This is a genomic window from Paenisporosarcina quisquiliarum (assembly GCF_027563315.1).
GTDB lineage: Bacteria > Bacillota > Bacilli > Bacillales_A > Planococcaceae > Paenisporosarcina > Paenisporosarcina quisquiliarum.
Genome location: NZ_JAMKBJ010000003.1, coordinates 150,576 through 172,803 on the forward strand (window position 1 = coordinate 150,576; position 22,228 = coordinate 172,803).

General features: G+C 38.9%; 32 protein-coding genes. 6 read left to right on the forward strand and 26 right to left on the reverse strand.

What is annotated here, in order from left to right; translation table 11 throughout:
* Nucleotides 1-7 precede the first annotated feature (7 nt).
* The 13 genes from M9R32_RS04965 to M9R32_RS05025 form a co-directional block, all read right to left on the reverse strand.
* Nucleotides 8-355: a DsrE/DsrF/DrsH-like family protein gene (locus tag M9R32_RS04965; protein ID WP_269925629.1), complete on the reverse strand. Its 348-nt coding sequence runs from the start codon at nt 353-355 to the stop codon at nt 8-10.
* Nucleotides 356-397: 42 nt separating this feature from the next.
* Nucleotides 398-1,174: a sulfite exporter TauE/SafE family protein gene (locus M9R32_RS04970; protein ID WP_269925630.1), complete on the reverse strand. Its 777-nt coding sequence runs from the start codon at nt 1,172-1,174 to the stop codon at nt 398-400.
* 75 nt (nt 1,175-1,249) lie between these two features.
* Entirely contained in the window at nt 1,250-2,377 is a 1,128-nt protein-coding gene (locus tag M9R32_RS04975) for an MBL fold metallo-hydrolase (RefSeq protein WP_269925631.1), read from the reverse strand.
* Between the two features lie 122 nt (nt 2,378-2,499).
* A complete protein-coding gene (locus M9R32_RS04980) occupies nt 2,500-2,892 on the reverse strand; it encodes a DsrE/DsrF/DrsH-like family protein (protein WP_269925632.1) in 393 nt (130 codons plus the stop codon).
* Between the two features lie 47 nt (nt 2,893-2,939).
* Nucleotides 2,940-3,515 (reverse strand): sulfurtransferase TusA family protein, encoded by a 576-nt coding sequence (locus tag M9R32_RS04985; RefSeq protein ID WP_269925633.1) that lies wholly within the window; start codon nt 3,513-3,515, stop codon nt 2,940-2,942.
* Between the two features lie 50 nt (nt 3,516-3,565).
* On the reverse strand, nt 3,566-3,862 hold the full coding sequence (locus tag M9R32_RS04990; protein ID WP_269925634.1) for a rhodanese-like domain-containing protein: 297 nt from the start codon (nt 3,860-3,862) through the stop codon (nt 3,566-3,568).
* Between the two features lie 34 nt (nt 3,863-3,896).
* Entirely contained in the window at nt 3,897-4,376 is a 480-nt protein-coding gene (locus M9R32_RS04995) for a DsrE/DsrF/DrsH-like family protein (protein ID WP_269925635.1), read from the reverse strand.
* Between the two features lie 57 nt (nt 4,377-4,433).
* Nucleotides 4,434-4,661: a sulfurtransferase TusA family protein gene (locus M9R32_RS05000; protein WP_269925636.1), complete on the reverse strand. Its 228-nt coding sequence runs from the start codon at nt 4,659-4,661 to the stop codon at nt 4,434-4,436.
* A gap of 202 nt (nt 4,662-4,863) precedes the next feature.
* Nucleotides 4,864-4,986, reverse strand: coding sequence for a hypothetical protein (locus tag M9R32_RS05005; RefSeq protein ID WP_269925637.1), 123 nt, complete (start codon nt 4,984-4,986; stop codon nt 4,864-4,866).
* 225 nt (nt 4,987-5,211) lie between these two features.
* Nucleotides 5,212-7,242 (reverse strand): TRAP transporter permease, encoded by a 2,031-nt coding sequence (locus tag M9R32_RS05010; RefSeq protein ID WP_269925638.1) that lies wholly within the window; start codon nt 7,240-7,242, stop codon nt 5,212-5,214.
* Nucleotides 7,235-7,750, reverse strand: coding sequence for a DUF1850 domain-containing protein (locus tag M9R32_RS05015; RefSeq protein ID WP_269925639.1), 516 nt, complete (start codon nt 7,748-7,750; stop codon nt 7,235-7,237). The genes M9R32_RS05010 and M9R32_RS05015 overlap by 8 nt, the downstream gene beginning before the upstream one ends.
* 71 nt (nt 7,751-7,821) lie before the next feature.
* Entirely contained in the window at nt 7,822-8,781 is a 960-nt protein-coding gene (locus M9R32_RS05020) for a TAXI family TRAP transporter solute-binding subunit (RefSeq protein ID WP_269925640.1), read from the reverse strand.
* A gap of 108 nt (nt 8,782-8,889) precedes the next feature.
* The gene (locus tag M9R32_RS05025; protein WP_269925641.1) at nt 8,890-9,474 is read right to left on the reverse strand and encodes a phosphatidylglycerophosphatase A family protein; all 585 of its coding nucleotides are present in this window, start codon (nt 9,472-9,474) and stop codon (nt 8,890-8,892) included.
* 107 nt (nt 9,475-9,581) lie between these two features.
* On the opposite strand from M9R32_RS05025, the gene M9R32_RS05030 reads away from it, so the two are divergent.
* From M9R32_RS05030 to M9R32_RS05040, 3 genes are all read left to right on the forward strand, one after another.
* On the forward strand, nt 9,582-10,304 hold the full coding sequence (locus tag M9R32_RS05030) for an alpha/beta hydrolase (RefSeq protein ID WP_269925642.1): 723 nt from the start codon (nt 9,582-9,584) through the stop codon (nt 10,302-10,304).
* 77 nt (nt 10,305-10,381) lie between these two features.
* A complete protein-coding gene (locus M9R32_RS05035; protein ID WP_269925643.1) occupies nt 10,382-10,900 on the forward strand; it encodes a YjcG family protein in 519 nt (172 codons plus the stop codon).
* Nucleotide 10,901: 1 nt separating this feature from the next.
* Nucleotides 10,902-11,330, forward strand: a complete 429-nt coding sequence (locus M9R32_RS05040; RefSeq protein WP_269925644.1) for a GNAT family N-acetyltransferase — start codon at nt 10,902-10,904, stop codon at nt 11,328-11,330.
* A 35-nt stretch (nt 11,331-11,365) separates the two neighbouring features.
* Here the strand turns inward: M9R32_RS05040 and M9R32_RS05045 are convergent, their stop codons facing one another.
* The 6 genes from M9R32_RS05045 to M9R32_RS05070 all read right to left on the reverse strand — a co-directional run bounded on the left by M9R32_RS05045 (nt 11,366) and on the right by M9R32_RS05070 (nt 14,078).
* Nucleotides 11,366-11,626, reverse strand: a complete 261-nt coding sequence (locus M9R32_RS05045; protein WP_269925645.1) for a stage VI sporulation protein F — start codon at nt 11,624-11,626, stop codon at nt 11,366-11,368.
* Nucleotides 11,627-11,776 carry a YjcZ family sporulation protein gene (locus M9R32_RS05050; RefSeq protein ID WP_269925646.1) on the reverse strand — a complete coding sequence of 50 codons (150 nt, stop codon included), beginning with the start codon at nt 11,774-11,776 and terminating at the stop codon, nt 11,627-11,629.
* 66 nt (nt 11,777-11,842) lie between these two features.
* Nucleotides 11,843-12,208 (reverse strand): stage V sporulation protein AE, encoded by a 366-nt coding sequence (gene spoVAE, locus M9R32_RS05055; protein WP_269925647.1) that lies wholly within the window; start codon nt 12,206-12,208, stop codon nt 11,843-11,845.
* Between the two features lie 9 nt (nt 12,209-12,217).
* Nucleotides 12,218-13,222, reverse strand: coding sequence for a stage V sporulation protein AD (locus tag M9R32_RS05060; RefSeq protein WP_269925648.1), 1,005 nt, complete (start codon nt 13,220-13,222; stop codon nt 12,218-12,220).
* Nucleotides 13,216-13,671 carry a stage V sporulation protein AC gene (gene spoVAC, locus M9R32_RS05065; RefSeq protein ID WP_269925649.1) on the reverse strand — a complete coding sequence of 152 codons (456 nt, stop codon included), beginning with the start codon at nt 13,669-13,671 and terminating at the stop codon, nt 13,216-13,218. Before spoVAC ends, M9R32_RS05060 begins: the two co-directional genes overlap by 7 nt.
* Nucleotides 13,671-14,078 (reverse strand): YhcN/YlaJ family sporulation lipoprotein, encoded by a 408-nt coding sequence (locus tag M9R32_RS05070; RefSeq protein WP_269925650.1) that lies wholly within the window; start codon nt 14,076-14,078, stop codon nt 13,671-13,673. The genes spoVAC and M9R32_RS05070 overlap by 1 nt, the downstream gene beginning before the upstream one ends.
* Nucleotides 14,079-14,208: 130 nt before the next feature.
* Between M9R32_RS05070 and M9R32_RS05075 the strand changes: the two genes are divergently transcribed.
* The gene (locus tag M9R32_RS05075) at nt 14,209-14,739 is read left to right on the forward strand and encodes a CotY/CotZ family spore coat protein (RefSeq protein ID WP_269925651.1); all 531 of its coding nucleotides are present in this window, start codon (nt 14,209-14,211) and stop codon (nt 14,737-14,739) included.
* A gap of 342 nt (nt 14,740-15,081) precedes the next feature.
* On the opposite strand, the gene M9R32_RS05080 is transcribed toward M9R32_RS05075, so the two are convergent.
* The 3 genes from M9R32_RS05080 to mgtE form a co-directional block, all read right to left on the reverse strand.
* Nucleotides 15,082-15,390 carry a hypothetical protein gene (locus tag M9R32_RS05080; protein ID WP_269925652.1) on the reverse strand — a complete coding sequence of 103 codons (309 nt, stop codon included), beginning with the start codon at nt 15,388-15,390 and terminating at the stop codon, nt 15,082-15,084.
* A 102-nt stretch (nt 15,391-15,492) separates the two neighbouring features.
* On the reverse strand, nt 15,493-16,263 hold the full coding sequence (gene fabI / locus M9R32_RS05085; RefSeq protein ID WP_269925653.1) for an enoyl-ACP reductase FabI: 771 nt from the start codon (nt 16,261-16,263) through the stop codon (nt 15,493-15,495).
* Between the two features lie 255 nt (nt 16,264-16,518).
* Nucleotides 16,519-17,892: a magnesium transporter gene (gene mgtE / locus M9R32_RS05090; protein ID WP_269925654.1), complete on the reverse strand. Its 1,374-nt coding sequence runs from the start codon at nt 17,890-17,892 to the stop codon at nt 16,519-16,521.
* Nucleotides 17,893-17,991: 99 nt separating this feature from the next.
* Between mgtE and prpE the strand changes: the two genes are divergently transcribed.
* Nucleotides 17,992-18,735, forward strand: a complete 744-nt coding sequence (gene prpE / locus M9R32_RS05095; RefSeq protein ID WP_269925655.1) for a bis(5'-nucleosyl)-tetraphosphatase PrpE — start codon at nt 17,992-17,994, stop codon at nt 18,733-18,735.
* Here prpE and M9R32_RS05100 read toward each other — a convergent pair.
* From M9R32_RS05100 to M9R32_RS05115, 4 genes are read right to left on the reverse strand one after another with little or no spacing between them, the layout of a single operon-like run.
* Nucleotides 18,732-19,604, reverse strand: a complete 873-nt coding sequence (locus M9R32_RS05100; RefSeq protein WP_269925785.1) for an RluA family pseudouridine synthase — start codon at nt 19,602-19,604, stop codon at nt 18,732-18,734. The two genes, prpE and M9R32_RS05100, sit on opposite strands and share 4 nt — an antisense overlap.
* The gene (locus M9R32_RS05105; protein ID WP_269925656.1) at nt 19,597-20,397 is read right to left on the reverse strand and encodes an NAD kinase; all 801 of its coding nucleotides are present in this window, start codon (nt 20,395-20,397) and stop codon (nt 19,597-19,599) included. The genes M9R32_RS05100 and M9R32_RS05105 overlap by 8 nt, the downstream gene beginning before the upstream one ends.
* On the reverse strand, nt 20,394-21,074 hold the full coding sequence (gene yjbM, locus M9R32_RS05110) for a GTP diphosphokinase (RefSeq protein WP_269925657.1): 681 nt from the start codon (nt 21,072-21,074) through the stop codon (nt 20,394-20,396). The genes M9R32_RS05105 and yjbM overlap by 4 nt, the downstream gene beginning before the upstream one ends.
* A 44-nt stretch (nt 21,075-21,118) precedes the next feature.
* The gene (locus tag M9R32_RS05115; RefSeq protein WP_269925658.1) at nt 21,119-21,505 is read right to left on the reverse strand and encodes a UPF0738 family protein; all 387 of its coding nucleotides are present in this window, start codon (nt 21,503-21,505) and stop codon (nt 21,119-21,121) included.
* A gap of 109 nt (nt 21,506-21,614) precedes the next feature.
* Here M9R32_RS05115 and M9R32_RS05120 point away from each other — a divergent pair, with 109 nt between their 5' ends.
* Complete coding sequence (locus M9R32_RS05120; RefSeq protein WP_269925659.1) at nt 21,615-22,187, forward strand: CYTH domain-containing protein; 573 nt, start codon at nt 21,615-21,617, stop codon at nt 22,185-22,187.
* Nucleotides 22,188-22,228: the final 41 nt, after the last annotated feature.

Here is a 22,228-nt window from a genome sequence, read left to right on the forward strand (position 1 = left end):
ACCCCTCTCAATAACTCAGTACGGCATCTGCTTGATATGCTGACTCTAAAAAAGTAACGACTCCCGCGAGTTCAGCACCATCAACCAATTCCAAACCATCTGCAATTAAGATATTCATCTGGCATCCGTAAAGTTTAATCCCCAATTGACTTGCCGAAGTTAATAATTGAGCTAAATCCTCACCATGTGTGCGATCAAGCTTTCTTAAGTACCTTCGATCCAATATTCTTGCGCCATCCAAATCAAAAAATATAGCCACTTCATTGTTTTGGTCAATCATTTCGATTGCTTGTTTTAATACATTGATCGCATTTGAGCTTAATGATACAAAAAAAACAAATTTTTTGTTTGCCATTTCAACCCCTTCTTCCCGATACAAGCATTAGATACTGTTAACTTATAAGATATCCATCCAAATCTTCACTGCAGTAGCTAGAATCAATACAGCAAGAATGACTTGCAATACTTTTGTATTCATCTTTTTCCCTGCCATTGCGCCAAGTGGAGAAGCAATCAAGCTGGCTACAACCATGATAGCAGCTGGATAATAATCTACTTGTCCAGTAGTTACTTTACCAACCGTAGCGCCGATTGAAGAGATAAATGTGATGGCTAATGATGATGCAATCGTCATCCGAGTAGGAATTTTCAACACAACCAACATGATTGGAACTAGTAAAAACGCTCCTGCAGCTCCTACAATACCCGCTCCGATACCAACGATTAAAGAAAGTGAAGCAGCAATCCATTTATTGAATTTCACTTGATCAAGCGGAATATCGTCTATTCCTTTTTTAGGAATAAACATCATAACAGCTGCAATAGCCGCTAAAATACCGTAAATCAAATTAATTCCATCTTCACTCATTAATTTCGAACCATAACTACCAACAAAACTACCAATTAGAATACTGACACCCATATAAAGTATTAATGATTTGTTTAAATATCCACCTTTACGGTATGCCCATACTCCACCGATTGTTGCGAAGAATACTTGTACCGCACTGATTCCTGATACTTCATGTGCACTGAATGCTGCTAATCCCAACATTGGTGGAATATACAGGAGCATCGGATATTTAATGATTGAACCCCCAATTCCGAGCATTCCGGAAATATATGATCCTACGAATCCAATCAAGAAAATGGTAATGATAAATCCTAAATCCATGATTTTTCCTCCTTTAAGGAAAAGGAATCCTCAGGCGGATTCCTTTCAATTAATATCACTGATTAGTTGTTCAAATTAACGTACGGCACAGCGATTTGGTCCGATTTCCATTTCACGCTGTTTTTCATCATCTGGGCTAATAATACCCATGTTTGTTTGACGAATCTCTTGATAAGCATTTGGTTGTGGTGGTAGATTTTCTGTTACTAATTTTCTAAATTCATTCTCATCATCAATATTTAAACCATGATTTTGAGCATATAATGTACCTAATTTTTCAGACACACTTCCATCCTCATTCAATTCATCGATAATCATGAAATGAGCAGGAAGAACAATTAGCTCTTCAGATAATTTTCTGTAGCGTTCGTACAGACTTTCTCTTAAATCTTTTACCCAATCTTCTGCCATACCAGCTAAATCTGGTCGCCCGATTGAATCAATGAATAAGATATCCCCTGATAACAAGTATTTTTCATCTACAACAAATGAAGTTGATCCAATCGTGTGTCCTGGTGAATATAACGCATGAATATTAATCGTTGTGTGACCGATTGTTACATCATTCCCATTTTCCAACGGTTGGTATTCAAAAATTACTTCTGTCGCATCCTTCGGTGGTAACCAATATGTTGCTCCCGTGTTTTGAGCAATTGTGCGTCCACCTGAAATGTGATCAGCATGCAAATGTGTATCAAACACATGTGTAATTTTCGCTCCCAAACCTTCTGCAAATTGAATATAAACATCAGTCATTCGAGTAGCGTCTACGATGGCTGCTTCGCCATTTGACACGACCATATAAGATAAACATCCTTTACCAATACGAACAAATTGATAAAGTTCTCCGCCATTTTCTAAATCGCCAACTTTAACCGGTTCTAAATGCTCGCTCCACGCTTTCATTCCACCTTGTAAATAAGAAACTTCAAGTCCTTCATCTGATAGCATTTCGGCAATCATGATAGATGAACCTTCTTTAGCACACACTACCAGGATTTCTTGATCAGAAGGAAGTTCATTCATGATTTCTTCCACCCCATCCAATAAATCGAAGTATGGGATATTTAGATAACTAAAGTTTTCACCTTCAATTTTCCAATCTTGAAAATCACCTTCGTTGCGGACGTCTAAAACAAACAATTTTTCTTTGTTAAATACTTTTGTTGTAACTTCTTTTGAAGTCATTGCTTTTACAGTCATTTATTTTTACCCCCTACGGTATTATTTTAGTTAAAAATTAAGCTATGTTAAACGATACTGTTGTATATTGTACAATTGAGGTTGCACTAGTTTTTAACAGTATTTTTTAACATAACTAAAAATTAAAATGTTAATGTTACTTCTGCATCTTTAGCGAATTCAAGGAATGTAACAGCTCCGCCAACATCGATTCCATCAACAAATGATTCTTTTTCAAGACCCATAACATCCATTGTCATTTGGCAACCGATGAATTTTACATCAAGCTCTTGAGCCATTGCAACCAATTCAGGAATAGCTGGTACGTTTGCATTAGCAAATCCTTCTGCGAAGTGCTCTTTTCCTTCAGGCATTGCCAGTTGTTGATTTGCTTCTTTATGAATCAAATTTAATCCTTCAAAAGTGAAGAAGATAGCTACTTCTTGATCTGTTGCTGCTGCTGCAGTTGCGATATTAAAAACTTTATATGCATCGAATAATCCACCATTACTTGCGATAATTGCTACTTTACTCATTTTAGTTCCTCCTAGTTAGTTGTAAATTTTCGTTTATCGTTATGCGATTAATTGTTAATACTTTTCGTTTCTCCAGTCCATTGGCTCATCCCCGGCAGGACATTAATTACGTTCGTAAAGCCGTTTTCAGCTAATTTTTGTGCAGCGAAATCACTGCGATTACCTGTGCGGCATACTACATAAATTTCATCTTCTTTATTTAATTCATTTAGTCTAGATTCCAGTTCACCCATAGGAATAGATTGGGAATTTGGAATATGATCGAAAGCATATTCTGCAGCTTCACGTACATCCACTACCACAATGCTGTCATTGTTTTGTAATTTCGTTAGTAGTTCATCGTTAGTAGCAACATTCGGATGTTTTCGTTCAGTCGCTTCCTCACCAGAAGACTTTCTTAAGTAATGTTTTAGTACATCTCCATCTTCCAAAGTGCCAAGATACTGATGACCAGTACTTCCAGCCCAAGCTTTAATATCCGCTGTAGACCCTTTATCTGTAGCCAAAACTTCTAGAACTTGCCCAGCTTCTAAAGTAGTCATTGCTTTTTTAGTTTTCACGATTGGCATCGGACATGCTAATCCTTTTGCATCTAAAATTAAATTTGCTTTAATTTCATTCATTGTATTACCTCCACATTTATACCACTAAGGGTATTTATAGTCAGAAAAAATTATTGTACTTGCCCTTCGTAAGAAAGCATGCCACCAGTCATATTGATAACTGAGTATCCGTGGCTCTCAAGAATTTGAGTAGCACGACCGCTTCTGCCGCCAGAACGACAAACCATGACGTACTCTTTTGATTTATCCAGCTCGTTCATGCGAAATTCAAGTAATCCAAGAGGAATGTTTACAGCACCCGGTATTTTTCCAGCTGCTACTTCATCCACTTCACGGACATCAATAATATTTAATGTTTTACCTTCAGTGACGTTCATTTCAACTTCTTTTGCTGTCATTTCTTTCATGAATAAATCCTCCTCAAATGTTTTGTTTATATTATTAAATGAATAGGTTCACATTGCCATCTTGTGCATCTGCCAAGTAAGCTGCTACCCCTGCATATTCAATGTTGTCCAATAGCTCCGCTTGTTGAAGACCTAATAAGTCCATTGTCATCGTACAAGCAACCAATTTAATGTCTTGTTCTTGCGCCATTTCAATCAAGTTTGGTAAAGACATCGCATTATGCTTTTTCATGACATCCTTGATCATCTTCGGTCCAAAACCAGCAAAGTTCATTTTTGAAAGGCCCATTTTATCTGCGCCTCTTGGCATCATTTTGCCGAACATTTTTTCCATGAATCCTTTTTTAACCATTACATTTTCGTCTTTACGTAATGCATTTAAACCCCAGAATGTATGGAAAATGGTTACTTCGTGATCATACGCAGCTGCACCATTCGCAATGATATATGCTGCCATTACTTTATCGTAATCTCCACTGAATAAAACAATGGTTGTTTTTTTCTGTTCACTCATTTTATCTCTCCTTTGAAGTCACTAAATACCCATAAAGGTATTTTTCTTGTTAAAAAATTAAGCTTTTTTAATCCAGAACTTAAGCACATCATTTTCTTCAAGATGTTGTAGCATTTCGTGGCCACCTGATGCAGCCCAAGCTGTTAAATCATTCACAGCGCCTTTGTCTGTTGTATGAATTTCCAGTACTTGCCCACTTTCAAGTTCTTTCATTGATTTTCTAGTTTTAACGATTGGCATCGGACAAGCCAATCCTTTAGCGTCCAAAAATTTATCTGCATTCATTATTGTATTCCTCCTTTGAAATGTGAAAGGTAATTTAATACCTCTAGGGGTATATTACAAGAAATAAAAATAGATGTCAACCCATTGTCTCGATGTTTTCACTTATACCCCATTATGTATATTATGTACCCTGTAAAAGTATGTGAATAAACTTCAAAGAAAAAGCATCACCCCGTTTGAGATGACGCGTCTTCTACAATTATTAAGCTCGCCAGACACCACGTTCCCACTTCTCTATAAATTGCTCAAACGTAAGACCATAGCGTTCTCTAATTTTATGATACACAAAATATTGTCCCAAGCTTTCAATGAGTCGATCTTCCATTTAAACGCCTCCTGTTGATGTTGATGGATTCATTTATTCTATTCATCTTTAGCTTGTCCCTAGACATTAAATCATATTCAAGTAGTAAGAATTTTTGCTCGTACATTTGTTTACTTTCAAATAGAACCAATGATTTTACTTCTTATTAATTAGTATCTGCGTTTATCCGTACAAATAAAAAAATCGCAATGAGCACGAGAGGCTCACTGCGATTTTTTAAATTTCCTAAATTGCTGGTACAGCTTTTTTCTTATCATGACTCTTATCACGTGTGAAGTATTGGATGGCAAATAGAGTGATAAACATTACCAATCCAATGATGTCGGATAATCCTTCTGGATAAATAAGAAGCAATCCCGCAATTACAGCTAAAATGCGTTCATACCATTTTACGTCTCGATACCAATAACCAATCATACCTGCACCAATTGAGATCATACCAGATATAGCAGTAATCAAAACCCAAATCAATTGAGGGATTGTCGTATCAATCATTAATAACTCAGGTGATAGTACGAACATATATGGAATAATGAACGCTGAAATCGCCAATTTGGCCGAAACAACTCCTGTTTTTATCGGATCTCCGCCAGACACTCCAGATGCCGCAAATGCAGCCAAGGCGACAGGTGGCGTAATATCGGCAATTATACCAAAGTAGAATACAAATAAATGAGCCGACAAAGCTACTGCCATCGGTACCGCTGCGCCTTCAGGCAAATCTAGCATCAATAACGTGATGATGGCAGGTGCTGCTATCGTGGACGTGATAACATAGTTTGCAGTCGTTGGAGACCCCATTCCAAGAACAATTGCTGCGATCATCGTCAAGAATAGTGTCAATAAAATATTTCCACCTGAAGCAGATACCAAACCGTTCGCCAAACTTAAGCCAAGGCCTGTTTTAACAACTACACCGACGATAATACCGGCCGCTGCAGTAGCGGCTGCTACAGCCAATGCTGTTCGTGCTCCATCTACCAGGGCTTCAATAATATCCTTAAAACCGAGTCGTGTTTCTTTATTAAATGCACTCACTAAAATTGTCAGGAGAATCCCGTATAATGCCGCTCGCATTGTCGGCACACCTGTAAGTAAAAACAAAATAATCCCGACTATCGGTAATAATAAGTATATTTTCTTTAACACTTCTTTGCGATTTGGCATTTCTTCTTTTGACAATCCGCGTAAACCTACACGTTTTGCTTCAAAATGCGTCATAATCCAAATCCCTGTAAAGTATAAAAGTGCGGGTATTGCTGCTGCTTTTGCAATGTCCCAATATTTAATACCACCAATGAATTCTACCATTAGGAAAGCCGCTGCTCCCATAATTGGAGGCATAATCTGCCCTCCCGTTGATGCAGCCGCTTCAACTCCACCAGCAAATTCTTTTTTATAACCTAATTTTTTCATCATTGGTATGGTGTATGAGCCTGATGTCACCACGTTAGCTACTGAACTCCCTGAAATGGTTCCTTGCAAGGCACTTGAAAAAATCGCAACTTTGGCAGGTCCACCGATCAAATGACCCGCAAAAGCAACCGCAAGATCATTGAAGTACTGACCTACACCTGTCTTTACCAGAAAAGCTCCGAATAACAGGAAGACGAAAATAAATGTAGCCGATACACTTAACGGCGTTCCTAATATACCATCAGTTGTGAAGAACATAAGTTGAACGACACTTTCTAGTTCTTGTCCACGGTGCGCCAGGAAACCTGGGAAATAGCGACCGAAGAACATGTAAATAATAAAGATGGAAGCAATTATGGTAATCGGTAAACCAACTGCTCTTCTCGTAGCTTCCAATACGAGCAAAATAGCCAATACCCCAACTATTAAGTCGAGAGGAGTTACATTACCTACCCGGAATACCAGATCGTTATACATAATAGGCCAGTATAAACCTACACCAACCGATAAGATGGACAAAATATAATCGTAAAAAGGAATCTTGTTCCTTTTAAGTTTGCTTCCTCTTTTAATAGCAGGGAACAGTAGAAAAATAAGGGATAGTGCAAACCCTAAATGAATTGAACGTTGAATGTACGCAGTAAATTGCTGAAAAATAGCCGTATACAATTGGAATAGAGAAAAAGCCAAAAGTCCAAAGAACACTACTTTTAACATAACCCCTTGTAAATGTCGTGTGTTAGATTCAGGGTCGTATTTTTCTAATATTTCACGTTGTTCCTCATCAGTTAATTGTTCAAATTGTTCTGGTTGTTCATTGCGCTCAAGTTTTTCACTCACGAATCTTCACTCCTCTCAACTGGTCAAAAAGCGACAAGCGCGCAACTTGGAAAGTATACGTTTCGCCTCTTTTTAAAAACTTTTTCAAATCAAATTCATTGTCTTCATATCGCAAAGCCAAATCTCGATCAACATCCCCCACCATAATATTAAATGAAGGGAACACTTGCGACATATTGGTTATGTAATACTTCCCTTCTTTTTCGACAAATTTTTCTCCTTTTCCTGCACCGGATGGCATGCCAATAGCAAAATCTTCATATTCAAGGGAAGATAGTTGAATAGCATGGTTCTCTGTCACTTTATATGTTTCAATGACATCCGATAGATGGATGGAATGTGTGTAGCGTATGCGGAAAGTCTTCTCTTGTTCGAGAGGAAGATAGGCAACGGGATGGGTTGTCCGTTGCTCGAAGAATACGAAACTCCATTTGTAAGGAATAAATGCACTCAATAGGATACTCATGATTGAAAAAACTATGATAATCATTTTCAAGCGTTTATCCATCCGATTCATCCTTACTCTTGAAAGAAGAAGAACGATGAAGCATAATGCTTCATCGTCTTATCATCAATTATTTATTTTCCTGCGCCAACTTCATCAAAATATTTTTGTGCACCTGGATGAACATCGATATCGATTCCATCTAAACCAGTCTCAGATTTGATGAATGCGCCTTTTGGATGTGTAATTTTGTCTGTGTTTTCGTAAATCGCTTTTGTAATGTCATATACTAATTCGTCTGGAAGCTCTTTGCTTACCGCTAACATAGCCAATACAGAAACAGTTGGAACTTCTTTTGTAGACTTGTAAGTGTCAACAGGAATTGTTTCTTTAGCATAGTATGGATATTTCTCAATTAATGCATCTGCCTTATCATCTTCTACAGGTACAATGACCACATCAGTAGTTGCGCTTAATGCCTCAACCGCTCCCGTAGGTGTACCAGACGTAATGAATGCTGCATCAATTTGACCTGATTGTAGACTTTCAGATGACTCACCAAAATCCAAGTTTTGTGCATCAATATCATCCATCGACATACCATGGATTTCTAACAATTGTTCAGCATTTGCAAATGTCCCTGAACCAGGAGCACCAACAGATACTTTTTTACCTTTAAGATCTTCATATGAAGTAATACCTGATTTTGCTGTCGTTACTAGTTGGATTGTTTCAGGATATAGTGCACCGATAGCAGCGATGGAATCAATTGCATCTCCCTCAAACATAAACTCGCCAGCAGTTGCATAGTAAGCAATATCCGTTTGAACAAAAGCAATTTCAGCTTTGCCATCTTTTAAAGCTGTCATGTTAGCAGCAGAAGCCTGTGAGACTTCAGCAGTTGTTTCCACACCTGTTTCATCCGTAATGATCTGAGCCAGTGTGCCTCCAAGTGCATAGTAAGTACCAGTCGTTCCACCAGTAACAATACTTAAGAATTTGTAATCTTCTTCGCCCCCTGAACTACATGCGCCTAAAATTAATGACGCAGATAAGCCTAGTGCAGCAAGAATTCCCAATTTCTTCTTTTTCATTGATTCATTCCCCCTAGTCTGAAATAGTTGTACACCTAATATTCTAACATGAATCATTATTCATTAGTTAAATATTGTGAAACTTCAAATGGGGAAAATACACATTTATCAGGTCGTTGTTCCTTCAATTTTAGTTTCTGGAGCTGTTTCTTCCGGTTCGATGTCTGCAAATGTTTCATTATGTTCTTCTAAATCACGCGTTCTATGTGCAATGCGTGAAGAAGCACAAGCAGCTATACTCGCTACAAGATCATCCAAAAACGTGTGAATACCTTCTCCGATTTTTGTATCCAGTTTTTTAATAATACCGATTTTATTTTTGTCCAAGTGACCGAATGTGGTGACGGCTATACTTCCATATGTAAATACAGAGCCTAACGCAATCGTTTCATCAACACCAAATAAGCCTTCATCCGCTTCCACTATCTGTTGTAATGGTGCTGAAAGCATTTTCTTCTCGGCCAACTCATCAAGCTCAATGCCTACTAATATGGCATGTTGCATTTCTCTCTTTTTCAATACACTTTCAACTGATTCAATACAATGTTCCAATGTAAGACCCACATTGTATGCTATTTGCATTTCATAAACGATTTTTGCGATTTCTTCAATGGAAACCCCTCGACGTTCCAATGCCTGTTTAGTAGCATCAATAACTTGTTGCGAATGTACACGTAATCCATTTTGATCCATTATGCCATCTCCGTTTCATTCGTTTCTTGTTGTCAATATTCATAATTATACCTTCCAACTGCAGTATGGTACAATTTCTGTAGCAAGATTTAGAGGAGGTTAATCCGTTGTCTAAAGGTACAATCCAAGACGTTACGCTATTTAGTGACGCCTTACAAGAAGATATGCAACTGCTGATTTATATACCAGCAAATTATTCACCACTTTATAAATATACAGTTTTAATTGCTTCTGACGGAAAAGATTACTTCCAATTGGGAAGAATGTCCCGTGTTGCGGATGAGTTACTCGAGAATAAAGAAATTGAAAATATGATCATTGTTGGTGTTCCTTATAAAAGCGTGGAAGACCGTCGTCGCAAATATCACCCATCCGGTGAGCAGCATGATGCGTACTTGCGTTTTCTTGCACATGAACTCGTCCCGTATTTGGATCAAACTTATCCAACCTATCAAATCGGGATGGGACGAGCATTGATTGGCGATTCATTAGCAGCAACCGTTTCACTTCTCGCCGCTGTTAAATACCCCAATATATTCGGAAAAGTTCTCTTACACTCCCCGATGGTGAATGATGAAGTATTAGCAAAAGTTGAAAATGTTCGGACTCCTCATTCATTCTCGGTTTACCACGTTATTGGTACGGGCGAGGATGTAGTAAAATTAACCAATGGTGAAACTGAAAATTTCCTGGAACCTAATCGGGTTTTAAATTCATTGATGAAAGACAAAGGATTTTCGTTGTTCTATGACGAATTTGAAGGAGACCATACTTGGAAGCATTGGCAACCGGATTTAAAGCGTGCGATTAAAATGAATTTTGGACACTAATCGTCAAATGAAGCCTTATCCAGAAAATTTGCTATACTATAAGTATGTAATACTCAACTAAAAAGGAGGTTTTTAGGATGAAATATGGAGTCGTTGCATTCCCATCTAAAAAACTACAAGATTTGGCAAACTCATACCGTAAACGTTATGATCCACATTATGCACTCATTACCCCTCACATGACGGTCAAGGGCGTCTTTGAAGCAAGTGACTCTGAAATTGAACAACTTTCTACAAGCATCAGCAACGTAGTTAAACGTCACAAACCCTTCAAATTACACGCAACTCGCGTTAGTTCGTTTTCACCAGTTACGAATGCAATCTACTTCAAAGTAGAACCGAGTGAAGAATTGATCAATTTACATGAAGATTTACATTCGGAAGAAATGGGTGGCAAAGCGGAATATGCATTTGTCCCACATATTACGATTGCACAAAAAATGTCATCTGGTGAACATGACGATATTTATGGTCAATTAAAAATGGTTGGCGTCGATCACGAAGAAATAATTGATCGCCTACATTTACTTTATCAACTTGAAGATGGCTCATGGACGGTATACGAAACATTCCGTTTGACTGGAGCTGAAAATTAATTTGATTACGACCAAACGAGTGGTAACTCCAAAAGAACTCGAAGATGCGTTCTTTGTTCGTCAAAAAGTTTTTGTGGATGAGCAGGATGTGCCCGTACATTTAGAAATGGATGAACATGATCAATCTGCTGTTCATTTCGTGGCGTATGATGATGAAATGCCGATCGGTGCCGGCCGTATTCGAGAACCTGAACCAGGGGTTGCGAAAGTGGAACGTGTTTGTATCTTGCCTCAATATCGTGGTAAGCATCTAGGAAATTTGATGATGGAAACGATGGAAAGTTATGCGAAGGAAGCTAATTTAACGACCGTTAAACTTAATGCACAGTCTTATGCCGTACCTTTTTATGAAAAGCTCCTTTATCAAATTACTTCACCTGAATTTATGGATGCGGGTATCCCTCATCGTGCCATGCAAAAAAAACTATAACAAAAGCACTTGTTCATATGAACAAGTGCTTTTATTTATTCGTTTCTTGGGTTCATCATGTTAGCTATCTCATTAAGATTTAGCTTGTTTCCTTTTTGAACAACCGATTTAACAATTTGGTCTTCGAAATCGCTTGAAATCTGTTTTCCAGCAATTTTCGATACTTTTCGAACGATTTTTTTCACTTGGCGTTCATCTGAAAAATCAGCATGCTGGATTGCATTGGCTAATGTAAAAACTTCGTCCATCGAAACGCCCGTTTTTTGCTCGATCTTCTTAAAAAATGAGTCGTGCATTTATTCTCCTCCTATCGTGATGAAACTACTCCCTACGATGATTAATAGGATGAATAGTACAACTATGAGGATAAATGTTGACCCTTGATAAGGAGCACCAGCTGGATACATTTGTGGATAACCACCGCAAGGATTATAACCTCCGCACATACGATTCCCTCCCTTCCCATTCGAATTAGGATATGCGAACGGGTTTTAAAGAGGAGGGCATTTTGCTCAGGACACTTTGCCTTTGGACCTGAAAATAAGTGCTGCTACAACGCCGAATATTATGGCTGCACTGATACCGGAACTTGTCACTTCGAACATACCAGTTAAAACACCGATAAAACCATGTTTTTCTGCTTCTTGCATAGCACCATGTGTAAGGGAATTACCAAAAGAAGTAATCGGAATGGTTGCTCCTGCTCCTGCAAAGTCGATGAAAGGCTCATATAAGCCAAACCCATCTAGAACAGAACCAATGACTACTAATAAACTTAATGTATGCGCTGGCGTTAATTTCGCCACATCAAAAAGAAGTTGTCCCACTACACAAATGAGTCCACCAACGATAAAAGCCGTAATGACTGAAAAGATCATATTGTCACCTCATTCCATTGACAATTCAACAGCATGCGCGATGCATGGAATCGATTCACCCTGTTGAAATGAAAGCGGGGATAATAAAGCACCAGTGGCTACAAGTAGGATTTTCTTATATTGCTTCGCTAATAATTCCGCATAAATTGGTCCCAGATAAACAGTCGCTGAACAACCCGCTCCACTGGCTCCAGATAAAAATTTATCGTTATTTCCGTAAAATTCTGCTCCTGCATCGCGATATTGATCAACAAGATAGGAAGAAACACCACTTGTTTTGATTAATTCCTGCAAGATGGCCGAGCCCGTCTTTCCAAGATCCCCTGTCATAACAAAATCATATGAAGTTCCTTTATTTTGAGCTAAATGTCGCTGAATTGTATCAAAGGCGGCCGGCGCCATGGCACTTCCCATATCAAGGGGATCTGTACATTCGCAATCCACTACTTGACCAATTGTCGCTGACTGGACAAAAGGTTTACCAACTTGATTGTGAGAAAGAACGCCATAACCTGCTCCAGTTACGGTCCATTGGCCTGTCGGGGGTTTTTGTGTGCCGTATTCAATTGGATATCTGAACTGTCTCTCAACAGCATTATGCTGGCTGGCTGCACCAAATAAAATTCGGTCCATTTGCTTGGTTTCAAGAAAGAAACTCGCTGTAATGAGAGAGGATATGCTTGTTGCACAAGCAGAAAACATCCCCATATAGGGAGTAGCAAGCTGTCGTGCCGCAAAATTTGTTGGTGTCATTTGATTGACTAGATCCCCTCCAAGGAACAAATCAATATCCGGCAGTTGAAATCCACCTTTCATGATAGCCAAATTACAGGTATCTTCTATTAACTGGGAATGTCCTTTTTCGTTCGTTTCTTGTCCAAGACGTTCATCTTCATAGACATGGTCGAAATGGGGATGAAAAGGACTTTCTTTTTCTAGAGGACCAACTGCAACGGCTGTTGAAACGATACTTGGCTTTGAAGGAAACTGATACGTTCGCGAATTCTTTACCAAGAAATCACCCCCATTTTAACCAGAATGGTTTTAATAAGGGTCACAACAAACGCTGAGAAAGTACCGTATACAATGACAGGTCCCGCGAGTTTAAACATATTGACACCGACCCCTAAAATGAAACCTTCTGATTTATGTTCAATCGCAGCCGAAATCACGGCATTACCAAATCCTGTTACAGGTACAGCTGAACCGGCCCCACCGAACTGGCCGATTTTTTTATAGATGCCGAATCCTGTTAAAAGCATCGAAATAAACACCATTGTTGCGACGGTTGGATTACTGGCCGTCCTCTCCGTAAAAGAAAAAAAGTACATATACACATATGAAATGAGTTGACCAACTGAACAAATGATTCCGCCTGTCACAAATGCTTTCAGACAGTTCTTTAGTACGGGCCGTTTCGGTGCAATCTCGTCCACTGTTTGTTGATATGAATTGGGATCCATTACGTATTCTCCTTTGCCAATGCTCGCAGTTCATCCAAATCTTTCTTTAAAGCATCTTCAGTCGGTTGTTTTTCAATGATTTTCTTCAGTTCCCAAGTAATTTTCAAATCACTGGATACAAACACCTCATGGTCTGGAAATAGTGATTTTACTTCTTTTTCAATTGAATTCGCAATTTTTTCTTTGCTGAATTTTGACAAAGGTTCTACTTGCAATGAGACAACCAGTTGATGATCAAAAAACACACCCGACGCTTCGCTTATTTTCATATTGTCATGAAAAACTTCTTTGAGCATTTCCACTTCTTCCTGATCATCATCCACATGATAAATAGATACTTGTGGTTTTTCATCAGAACACCCTGCCAATAGCAATAACATACAGCTCAACAGTCCGAATTTTTTCATTATCAATTCACCTTTTATCCTAGTATGATGTAAATTCAAAAGTTTATGTATAAATTGGTTACGCGCCCTGACCATCGACCATAATCGACATATTGTATAAAGAATCTGAAAGAGAGCGAGGTGAAAAAAAATGGGATGTGGGCGTAACTTGGAATCATCATCATCATCCGTTCATGGCATCAAGAAGAAAGATCAATGTATTTGTGATGTAGTTCGTGCAATTAAAGACATTCAAGATCAAGCAACGGACAACGACTGTCCGGTATGTCCAACGAATTGCTTCTTGGAGCCACTTGGTGGATTAGTAAGTCCTTCTCGTCATCAAGCTGATACTCGCGTATTCATGCTTTTGACGAAAGATGGTACACCTTTCAAAGCTTTCTTCCGCGATACTGATCGTAAAGACTGTGATTGCTTCTCTGTATTCTTCCGTGTAGAAGAAATATTCGATGGTTGCTGTGCAACACTTCGTGTATTAGAACCTTTGGATTATCATCACAAAGAAGTAGATCTTTTGAATGACTGTGGCACCAAACTGGATTTAAGAAAAATCTGTAAAGTGCGAGATTTCCGACTTTCTAGCAGCTGTATTACCGTTGACTTGAATTGCTTCTGCGGCATTGAATGTGTGGCAGACGTATATCTAGGTGTTTGTGACTAATCATTAAACACGTCAAGCGAGCAGTGTCTAATTAGCTCGATTTCCTTCATAAAAGGAAGTCGGGCTTAGTTTTTGTATATCGACAGATTGTGTAAAATGCTGAAATTAATTCTTTTATTTGGTGAAAATTTAAATTTCATTTATTTAATATGGTTGATTTCCGATTCACTTTTTTATTTTGAAGCAAACAAGCGATGAAGAAATAGAGCCAAAACCGGCGCAAGTTTTCTAATGTTTTGAAGCATCACTGCGACCAGTAATCACAGGAGCCCAAATAGGTAGACGTACATAACAAAAAAAAAACATCCATTGTCTTAAAATGGATGTTTTCTTCGTAACTATTCAGAGACGGATTGGGAGTTTTTTACCTCCCCACCAAATCTCTTTGATATCGTTAATTTCAATTGCCGTAATCACATCTGCTGCTGATTTAATGAGAACACTTTCGGAATGCAGTAGGTCGACGACACCACAAATTTTCTCACCATCTTGTAGTTGAAAACAAAGAGGTTTATATACATACTTTGCAAAATCTGTCGTCAAAAAACGCAACCTTTGCCACATTAACGGATCAACTTCGACTTTCGTTTCGACAGCTTTCACTTCTGGCTCCGGGAAGATTGAAGTACTTTCTTCTTGCCAACGAGACACCTTTCGAACATACCGATAGACTGGCGGACCTTGGACAAAAAGGAGCGGATCATTTTCCAATGAAATATACACACCCTTTTTGAAATAGCTTATGCAGCCGGTTTACAAAATGTGAAAGCCACTGTCACAGTGGATGGTTTCCCCAGTAATCCCGCGGGATAGCTGACTGAATAGGAATAGTGCCGTATCCCCGACTTCTTCTGGTGTCGTATTGCGGCGAAGAGGTGCACGCTCTTCGATTTCTTTCAACACACTGTTAAAATCACTTACTCCTTTAGCAGACAGTGTACGGATTGGTCCAGCTGAAATCGCATTGACACGGATGTTGTATCTTCCAAGATCCGCTGCCAAGTAACGCACTGACATATCCAGAGATGCTTTAGCAACACCCATGATGTTGTAATTCGGTACAACTTTTTCTCCGCCTAAATAAGTTAGGGTGACAATACTTCCGCCTTCTGTCATTAATGGCTTCACAGCTTTCGCTACGACTGTTAATGAGAAAGCACTTATATTATGCGCAAGTAAAAACCCTTCACGAGAAGTATCTGAAAAATTGCCAGCTAACTCTTCCGTTTTTGCAAATGCGATACAGTGAGCCAAACCGTCAACTTTGCCTACTGTTTCCCCGATTGTTGCAAAGCATCTTTCCACATCTTCGTCATTTGTTACGTCACAAGGAAGAACAAGCTCATGTTTTCCTTCCAATGTTGCCACTAAATCACGAACCGGTTTCTCGAAACGTTCACCTGCATACGTGAAAATAATATTCGCTCCCGCTTTATCCAACGACTGTGCGATCCCCCAAGCGATACTGCGTTTATTTGCTACTCCCATGATGACAAATGTTTTCCCCTGTAATGACAAAGACATATAAAAATCCCCCTATTAATCTTGTTTATTAATACCTGGTACTAATAATACATCACAAAAAAAGAAAGTGCAAAAAAAGATTATGAAATTAGCTTTTTAACATGGTCTTAAGGGGTGGCTATTCACGATTTCTGGGGTCTATTCGCGTTCCGATGACTTCTATTCGCGTTCAGCGCCACTCAATTCGCGTTTCGTGACACTCATAATAAAAAACCAGGGCCTCTTTTTAATATGAGGTCCTGGCTTACCATCGTTCTATAGTTGTGTGAGGAACATACTCGCCAATCCTAAATAGATTAAGATACTAATAATGTCGTTAAGTGTCGTAATGAAGGGTCCTGAGGCTACTGCGGGGTCGATATTCATTCGGTGAATAAGCAATGGAATAAACGATCCAGACAAGGTCGCCACGAAAATGGAACCGAAAATGGCAGCTCCAACTAATAGTCCTAGCAATAAATCATGTTGACTGAAAAATACAATGCCTACCCCAATAGTGGCACATACAACTCCCGTTATAAGTCCTGTGCCCGCTTCACGCATCAGCAATTTCAATTTACTTTGTTCCGCAATATCACCTGTCGCAATCCCTCGAACGGCTACTGCAAGAGCTTGTGTTCCGCTGTTTCCTGCCATTCCGGCAATTAACGGAATAAATACAGCTAAAATTGCTACTTGATCAAGCGTTTCTTCAAAAATCCCCATCAAGTTTGCCGTTAACATACCTAAAAATAATAAAATAATGAGCCAAGGCAATCTTTTTTTTGCTGCAGTCAATGGACCTTTATCGAAGGTATCCATTTCTGATACGGCGGCCAATTTAGAGTAATCATCATTTGCTTCTTCTTCAAGAACATCCAAAATATCATCAACCGTGATAATTCCCAGTAAATGATTTTGAAAATCCACGACCGGAACTGCCAGGAAGTCATAGTCTTTAATCATTCTTGCAACTTCTTCCTGATCTTCACTTACAGATACACTGACGACGCGCTCGTTGCGAATTGAACGTATAAGTGTGTCTTCTTCGGCAATAATTAAATCACGTAAAGAAACAACTCCTGTGAGCTGGTGATCATCATTCACGACGAAAAGGTAATAAATCGTTTCCGCTTCTGGTGCAGCGTTTCGTAAAATCGTCATCGCAGAGCGACACGTCGAATTTTCGGGTATTGCTACATATTCGGTCGTCATGATCGATCCGGCTGTATACTCTTCATAATGAAGTAAATCTTTAATTTCCTGCGCGGACTCGTCATCCATAATCGTCAAATAGCTGGCTACTTGATCTTTTCCCAGTTCATTCAGAACGTCTACAGCATTATCGGCATACATTTCGGATAACATATCCGCTGCATACGTATTGTCCATTTCTTTCAAAAAAGGTTCGTATTCATCATCATCAAGTTCAATTGACTGGAAAATTTCAGCCATTTCTTTTGGAGAGAGATACTGATAGATAATTTGCCTGCTGTCAGGTCCTACCTTTTCAAAAAATTGTGCCTGATCATACGGATGAAGCGCTAAAAATTCATCTCTGAATTCGTCCACTTGATGGTCTGTCAGAAATGCCAGTAATTGTTCGGCATCGAGTTGATGTTCTTCGTTATTTTTACGCTCTTCTGTCATGTATGCCCCCTCCTTTCTTCTCTTTTACTTTTCTACATTCCTCATTGTATGGGTTACACTGAGGGTATAGCAAACTATATCTTAATTGAGGTGATTGAATTGTCGTACGACATTATTGGTGATATACATGGTTGTTATGATGAACTGATTGATTTGATTGCAAAACTTGGCTATCAGAAACAAGATGGACATTTCGTTCATCCACTCGGACGCAAGCTCGCTTTTGTCGGGGATGCTACAGATAGAGGACCTAAATCCTTGGCAGTTCTGGAATTATTGTTTTCAATTCAAGATAAAAAGCAGTTAGTTTATTGCCCGGGAAATCATTGCAACAAACTTTATCGATATTTTAAAGGAAATAATGTACAAATAACGCATGGTCTTGAGACAACTGTGGAAGAATTTAAGCAGTTACCTAAGAACAAGCAAGAATTTTTCAAAAAGCGTTATATTGCCTTTTACGAAGCTCTACCAATTTATGAGCAGCTGGACAATGACCAGTTGCTCATCGCTCACGCTGGTATTCGGGAAGATATGATTGGTAAACCGATAAACAAACGTATTATTGACTTTACATTATACGGAGATATCACAGGTAAAACACTCGCTGATGGGCGTCCTGAACGGCGAGACTGGGCTAAGCATTATAAAGGTTCGGCATTTATCGTATATGGTCACACGCCAACTTCTGAACCTCGCTTCAAAAATCGAACAGTCAATATTGACACTGGTTGTGTTTTTGGAGGGAAATTATCTGCATTAAGATATCCCGAAATGGAAGTCGTTTCCGTACCATCACTTCAACCTTTTATAGAAGAAAAATTTCATGTATATGATCACTAAATAAGTAGTTTTTTCATATCTTCGGGCAAAGGACTTATAATAGTCAACATTTCCCCTGTTAACGGGTGTTTGATTTCAACAGATGCACAATGCAGGGCCTGGCGCTTGATTAAATCTAGTTTCCCACCATAAAGATCATCACCCATAATGGGATGTCCGATATGAGCCAAATGGACACGGATTTGATGCGTTCTCCCTGTGTGCAACAAGCACCTTACATGAGAAAAATGAAAACTTTGTCGAATTATGCTGATGTCAGTATGAGCAAAAAGTCCGTCTTCCCTAACTTCTCTTTCGATTATACTGTCTCCTTTACGTCCAATCGGTTCGATGATTTGCTGAAACGGTTTTTCGACTTTGCCGTGTGCGATGGCCTCATATGTTTTATTCATCACATGACCATGATTCATGATGTGATGAATATGTCGGTTTTTCACTAAACATACTAAGCCGGATGTATCCTTGTCGAGACGTGTTAAAATATGGACCGTCGAAGGAATCGACATCTTTTCATAATAATGGGCAACATAATTGGCTAATGTATGCGATGGGTGTTCCCTTGAAGGAATTGTGCTTTGGCCTGGTGGTTTATTGACAATCAAGAGAACATCATCTTCATAAACAATGTCCAGAGGGCCTTCTTGGCGTATCAGCCCTTCACTTACTTCTTCATAAGGAAAAAGAACGGTCACAACATCTCCCACCGAAAGAGAATGTCTGACCGTTTTTTCTTGCCCATTTACAAGTAAGCATCCTCCGTCGAATTTAATCGAAGTTAAGGTGCGTTTGGAAATTCCCCACAAAGCAAGAGCTTCACGAAGTAACATGGGCTCTGTTACGTTAAATACTAAATGAAATTGTTTATACATCGCTGTCGATAAATGAATCGTGCACACGTTTCCAGAAAGGGAAAGGTCGGAAACGGGCAAATCGAACTTTTTCTTTTGCGACACGATATTGAATGGATTTTACATCTTTATGAAGCAATTGCAAATGATCAATTGTCACCATGAAATCAACGGCTTTCACTGGCTTTAACACACATGTATGATGTGATGGCAATACTAGAGGTGCGCCGACAGTACGGAAGACCCGATTGTTGATGGACGCCATTTCCGTCAACTGCATTGCTTCTAAGGATGGATGAATAATTGCCCCGCCAAGAGCTTTGTTATAGGCTGTACTCCCTGAAGGTGTAGACATACAAAGACCGTCGCCACGGAATCGTTCAAAATGGCTGTCATTTAACTCGACATCCATCACCAATGTCACGTCAGGAGATTTAATCGTACTTTCGTTTAAAGCCAAATAAACGCTTTCTTCATCATTATTACGATAATTAATTGTCGCTTCGAGCAAAGGATACTGTATAACTTCGAATTCTTTTTTTGCAATTGAAATGACTAATTTTTCAATTTCGGCCGGTTTCCAATCAGCATAAAATCCTAAATGGCCCGTATGGATACCTACAAATGCTACCGTAGACAACTGTTCCCGATATCGATGGAATGCATGCAACAAAGTACCATCTCCACCGATAGAGATTACGATATCTGGTGATTCTTCATCCCACACCAGTCCAAAATCAGACAAGTAGGTTTTTGCACTGTCCATCAGTTCGTTCGAGTGTGCATCATTCCTTGATTGAATGGCAAATTTCATGAACGTTTCGACCTACTTTCTGCAGAGTTCGCTGGGAAATTCGCATTTCCACTCTCTTTATATTCACTAAAGTATTTTTGTGCTTCTTGAATTTCATCACGGATCAACGACATTTCTTCATCCAATCGAAAAGCTGCTTCAGCCGCACTTTGCAAACGGTTCTTTATTTCTTCAGGAAATAATCCTTTATACTTATAGTTTAACGAATGCTCAATGGATGCCCAAAAGTTCATTGCCAACGTACGGATTTGAATTTCCACTAAGATTTGGATTTTCCCATGGATGGTCTGAACGGGATATTCGACAATCATATGATACGAACGGTATCCACTTGGTTTTTCGTGAGAAATATAGTCACGTTCTTCAATAACTTTAATATCGTGGCGATCTCGCAGTAACTCAACCACCGTTTCTATATCATCAACAAATTGACACATAATACGTAATCCTGCAATATCCTGCAGTTCATGAACCAATATGGAAGAAGGTTCAAAAGCGATTCCTTTTTCAAGTGTTTTATCATAAATACTTGCCAGTGGTTTTACCCGACCAGTAACAAATTCAATTGGCGAGTTAGTATTTTCTATTTCATACTGTGTTCTCATACCCTTTAGTTTTATCTTCAATTCATCTACCGCTTGTTTATACGGTTCTAAAAAACGCTCCCATTGTCCCATGACCAGTCCCCCTTGCCATTGCTATCAACGTGTGTTTAATCTTTTTAATTTGTTGCAAGCTGCTCTTTAAATGCTTCTTCGACCGCATTTGCAAATTCTTCACCATAGTTGTGGTTGCCTTCGATATTAAAAATAAGCATAGTTAATTCTTCCCTGAAATTCTCTAGCACAATCTGTGTCTGCCCCAAAGCCAACACAGGCTCCTTTTCAGCTCCAAGTGAAACAGCCATTAGTGGCCAAACTGTTTTTGGAAATTGCACATATGTATACCCTTCGCCATCATCAAGTAAGTAGACGAATGCATTTTCATCTGTATCAGTGATTAATTGTCCCGCAGCTCTTACTTCATGATTTGTTGGATCTTCTTGTAATAAAAAACGAATATCGTTTTCATTTTGCACACCGCTGTCGACAATATATGTTTTACGCAAAATAAGCTCTTCCTTTCAATCTTTACTTACCTCATATTTTATCATAGCTTCCCATATGTTGCAGTTTGCAATTTTTTCAGGATAATAAGTAAGAAGGCGGTGTATCCCAATGTCCATTCAAAAAGAAATAGAATTTAAAAATTTATTGGAAAAAGAAGAGTTTGATACTTTATGCAGTGAATTTGGCGTATTAGAGGAAGATTTCCATATACAGACCAACACATACTTTGACACAAAGGACTTTCAGTTACGTGATGCTTTCATGGGATTTCGATTACGAGTCCTTGAACAACGCAATGAATTGACTTTAAAGGCTCCAGGAGAAAATCAACATACCATGATTGAGACTACCCGACTGATTACTGAATTTGAACGGGATGAAATTTTACAGAATGGCTGTATCAAGCCACAAGCTTTTGACGAATTCCTTTCATTACCGGAAGTTTTGTTCTCGTTTGGATCACTTCGTACATGTCGTGTGGAAATACCATATCAAAAAGGTGTGCTCGTCCTGGACCGCTCTGATTATTTGGGTGAAACCGATTATGAAGTCGAATTTGAAGTTACGGATTACGAAAATGGACGACAAAGTTTTAATACTATGCTTTCAACCCATCGTATTCCTGTACGTCCAACCCCGAAAAAAATTGCACGGTTCATGAAAGCGGCTCAGCATAAATAAACTTTAAGTAGACTAGTACCATTTGTACATTAAAAAATGGC

What these genes read in the sequence shown, in the direction of transcription:
- M9R32_RS04965 (WP_269925629.1), bottom strand. Translation starts at nt 355, where the DNA reads ATGGCAAACAAAAAATTTGTTTTTTTTGTATCATTAAGCTCAAATGCG.
- M9R32_RS04970 (WP_269925630.1), bottom strand. Translation starts at nt 1,174, where the DNA reads ATGGATTTAGGATTTATCATTACCATTTTCTTGATTGGATTCGTAGGA.
- M9R32_RS04975 (WP_269925631.1), bottom strand. Translation starts at nt 2,377, where the DNA reads ATGACTGTAAAAGCAATGACTTCAAAAGAAGTTACAACAAAAGTATTT.
- M9R32_RS04980 (WP_269925632.1), bottom strand. Translation starts at nt 2,892, where the DNA reads ATGAGTAAAGTAGCAATTATCGCAAGTAATGGTGGATTATTCGATGCA.
- M9R32_RS04985 (WP_269925633.1), bottom strand. Translation starts at nt 3,515, where the DNA reads ATGAATGAAATTAAAGCAAATTTAATTTTAGATGCAAAAGGATTAGCA.
- M9R32_RS04990 (WP_269925634.1), bottom strand. Translation starts at nt 3,862, where the DNA reads ATGAAAGAAATGACAGCAAAAGAAGTTGAAATGAACGTCACTGAAGGT.
- M9R32_RS04995 (WP_269925635.1), bottom strand. Translation starts at nt 4,376, where the DNA reads ATGAGTGAACAGAAAAAAACAACCATTGTTTTATTCAGTGGAGATTAC.
- M9R32_RS05000 (WP_269925636.1), bottom strand. Translation starts at nt 4,661, where the DNA reads ATGAATGCAGATAAATTTTTGGACGCTAAAGGATTGGCTTGTCCGATG.
- M9R32_RS05005 (WP_269925637.1), bottom strand. Translation starts at nt 4,986, where the DNA reads ATGGAAGATCGACTCATTGAAAGCTTGGGACAATATTTTGTGTATCAT.
- M9R32_RS05015 (WP_269925639.1), bottom strand. Translation starts at nt 7,750, where the DNA reads ATGGATAAACGCTTGAAAATGATTATCATAGTTTTTTCAATCATGAGT.
- M9R32_RS05020 (WP_269925640.1), bottom strand. Translation starts at nt 8,781, where the DNA reads ATGAAAAAGAAGAAATTGGGAATTCTTGCTGCACTAGGCTTATCTGCG.
- M9R32_RS05025 (WP_269925641.1), bottom strand. Translation starts at nt 9,474, where the DNA reads ATGGATCAAAATGGATTACGTGTACATTCGCAACAAGTTATTGATGCT.
- M9R32_RS05035 (WP_269925643.1), top strand. Translation starts at nt 10,382, where the DNA reads ATGAAATATGGAGTCGTTGCATTCCCATCTAAAAAACTACAAGATTTG.
- M9R32_RS05045 (WP_269925645.1), bottom strand. Translation starts at nt 11,626, where the DNA reads ATGCACGACTCATTTTTTAAGAAGATCGAGCAAAAAACGGGCGTTTCG.
- M9R32_RS05050 (WP_269925646.1), bottom strand. Translation starts at nt 11,776, where the DNA reads ATGTGCGGAGGTTATAATCCTTGCGGTGGTTATCCACAAATGTATCCA.
- spoVAE (WP_269925647.1), bottom strand. Translation starts at nt 12,208, where the DNA reads ATGATCTTTTCAGTCATTACGGCTTTTATCGTTGGTGGACTCATTTGT.
- spoVAC (WP_269925649.1), bottom strand. Translation starts at nt 13,671, where the DNA reads ATGGATCCCAATTCATATCAACAAACAGTGGACGAGATTGCACCGAAA.
- M9R32_RS05070 (WP_269925650.1), bottom strand. Translation starts at nt 14,078, where the DNA reads ATGAAAAAATTCGGACTGTTGAGCTGTATGTTATTGCTATTGGCAGGG.
- M9R32_RS05075 (WP_269925651.1), top strand. Translation starts at nt 14,209, where the DNA reads ATGGGATGTGGGCGTAACTTGGAATCATCATCATCATCCGTTCATGGC.
- fabI (WP_269925653.1), bottom strand. Translation starts at nt 16,263, where the DNA reads ATGTCTTTGTCATTACAGGGGAAAACATTTGTCATCATGGGAGTAGCA.
- mgtE (WP_269925654.1), bottom strand. Translation starts at nt 17,892, where the DNA reads ATGACAGAAGAGCGTAAAAATAACGAAGAACATCAACTCGATGCCGAA.
- M9R32_RS05100 (WP_269925785.1), bottom strand. Translation starts at nt 19,604, where the DNA reads ATGTATAAACAATTTCATTTAGTATTTAACGTAACAGAGCCCATGTTA.
- M9R32_RS05105 (WP_269925656.1), bottom strand. Translation starts at nt 20,397, where the DNA reads ATGAAATTTGCCATTCAATCAAGGAATGATGCACACTCGAACGAACTG.
- yjbM (WP_269925657.1), bottom strand. Translation starts at nt 21,074, where the DNA reads ATGGGACAATGGGAGCGTTTTTTAGAACCGTATAAACAAGCGGTAGAT.
- M9R32_RS05120 (WP_269925659.1), top strand. Translation starts at nt 21,615, where the DNA reads ATGTCCATTCAAAAAGAAATAGAATTTAAAAATTTATTGGAAAAAGAA.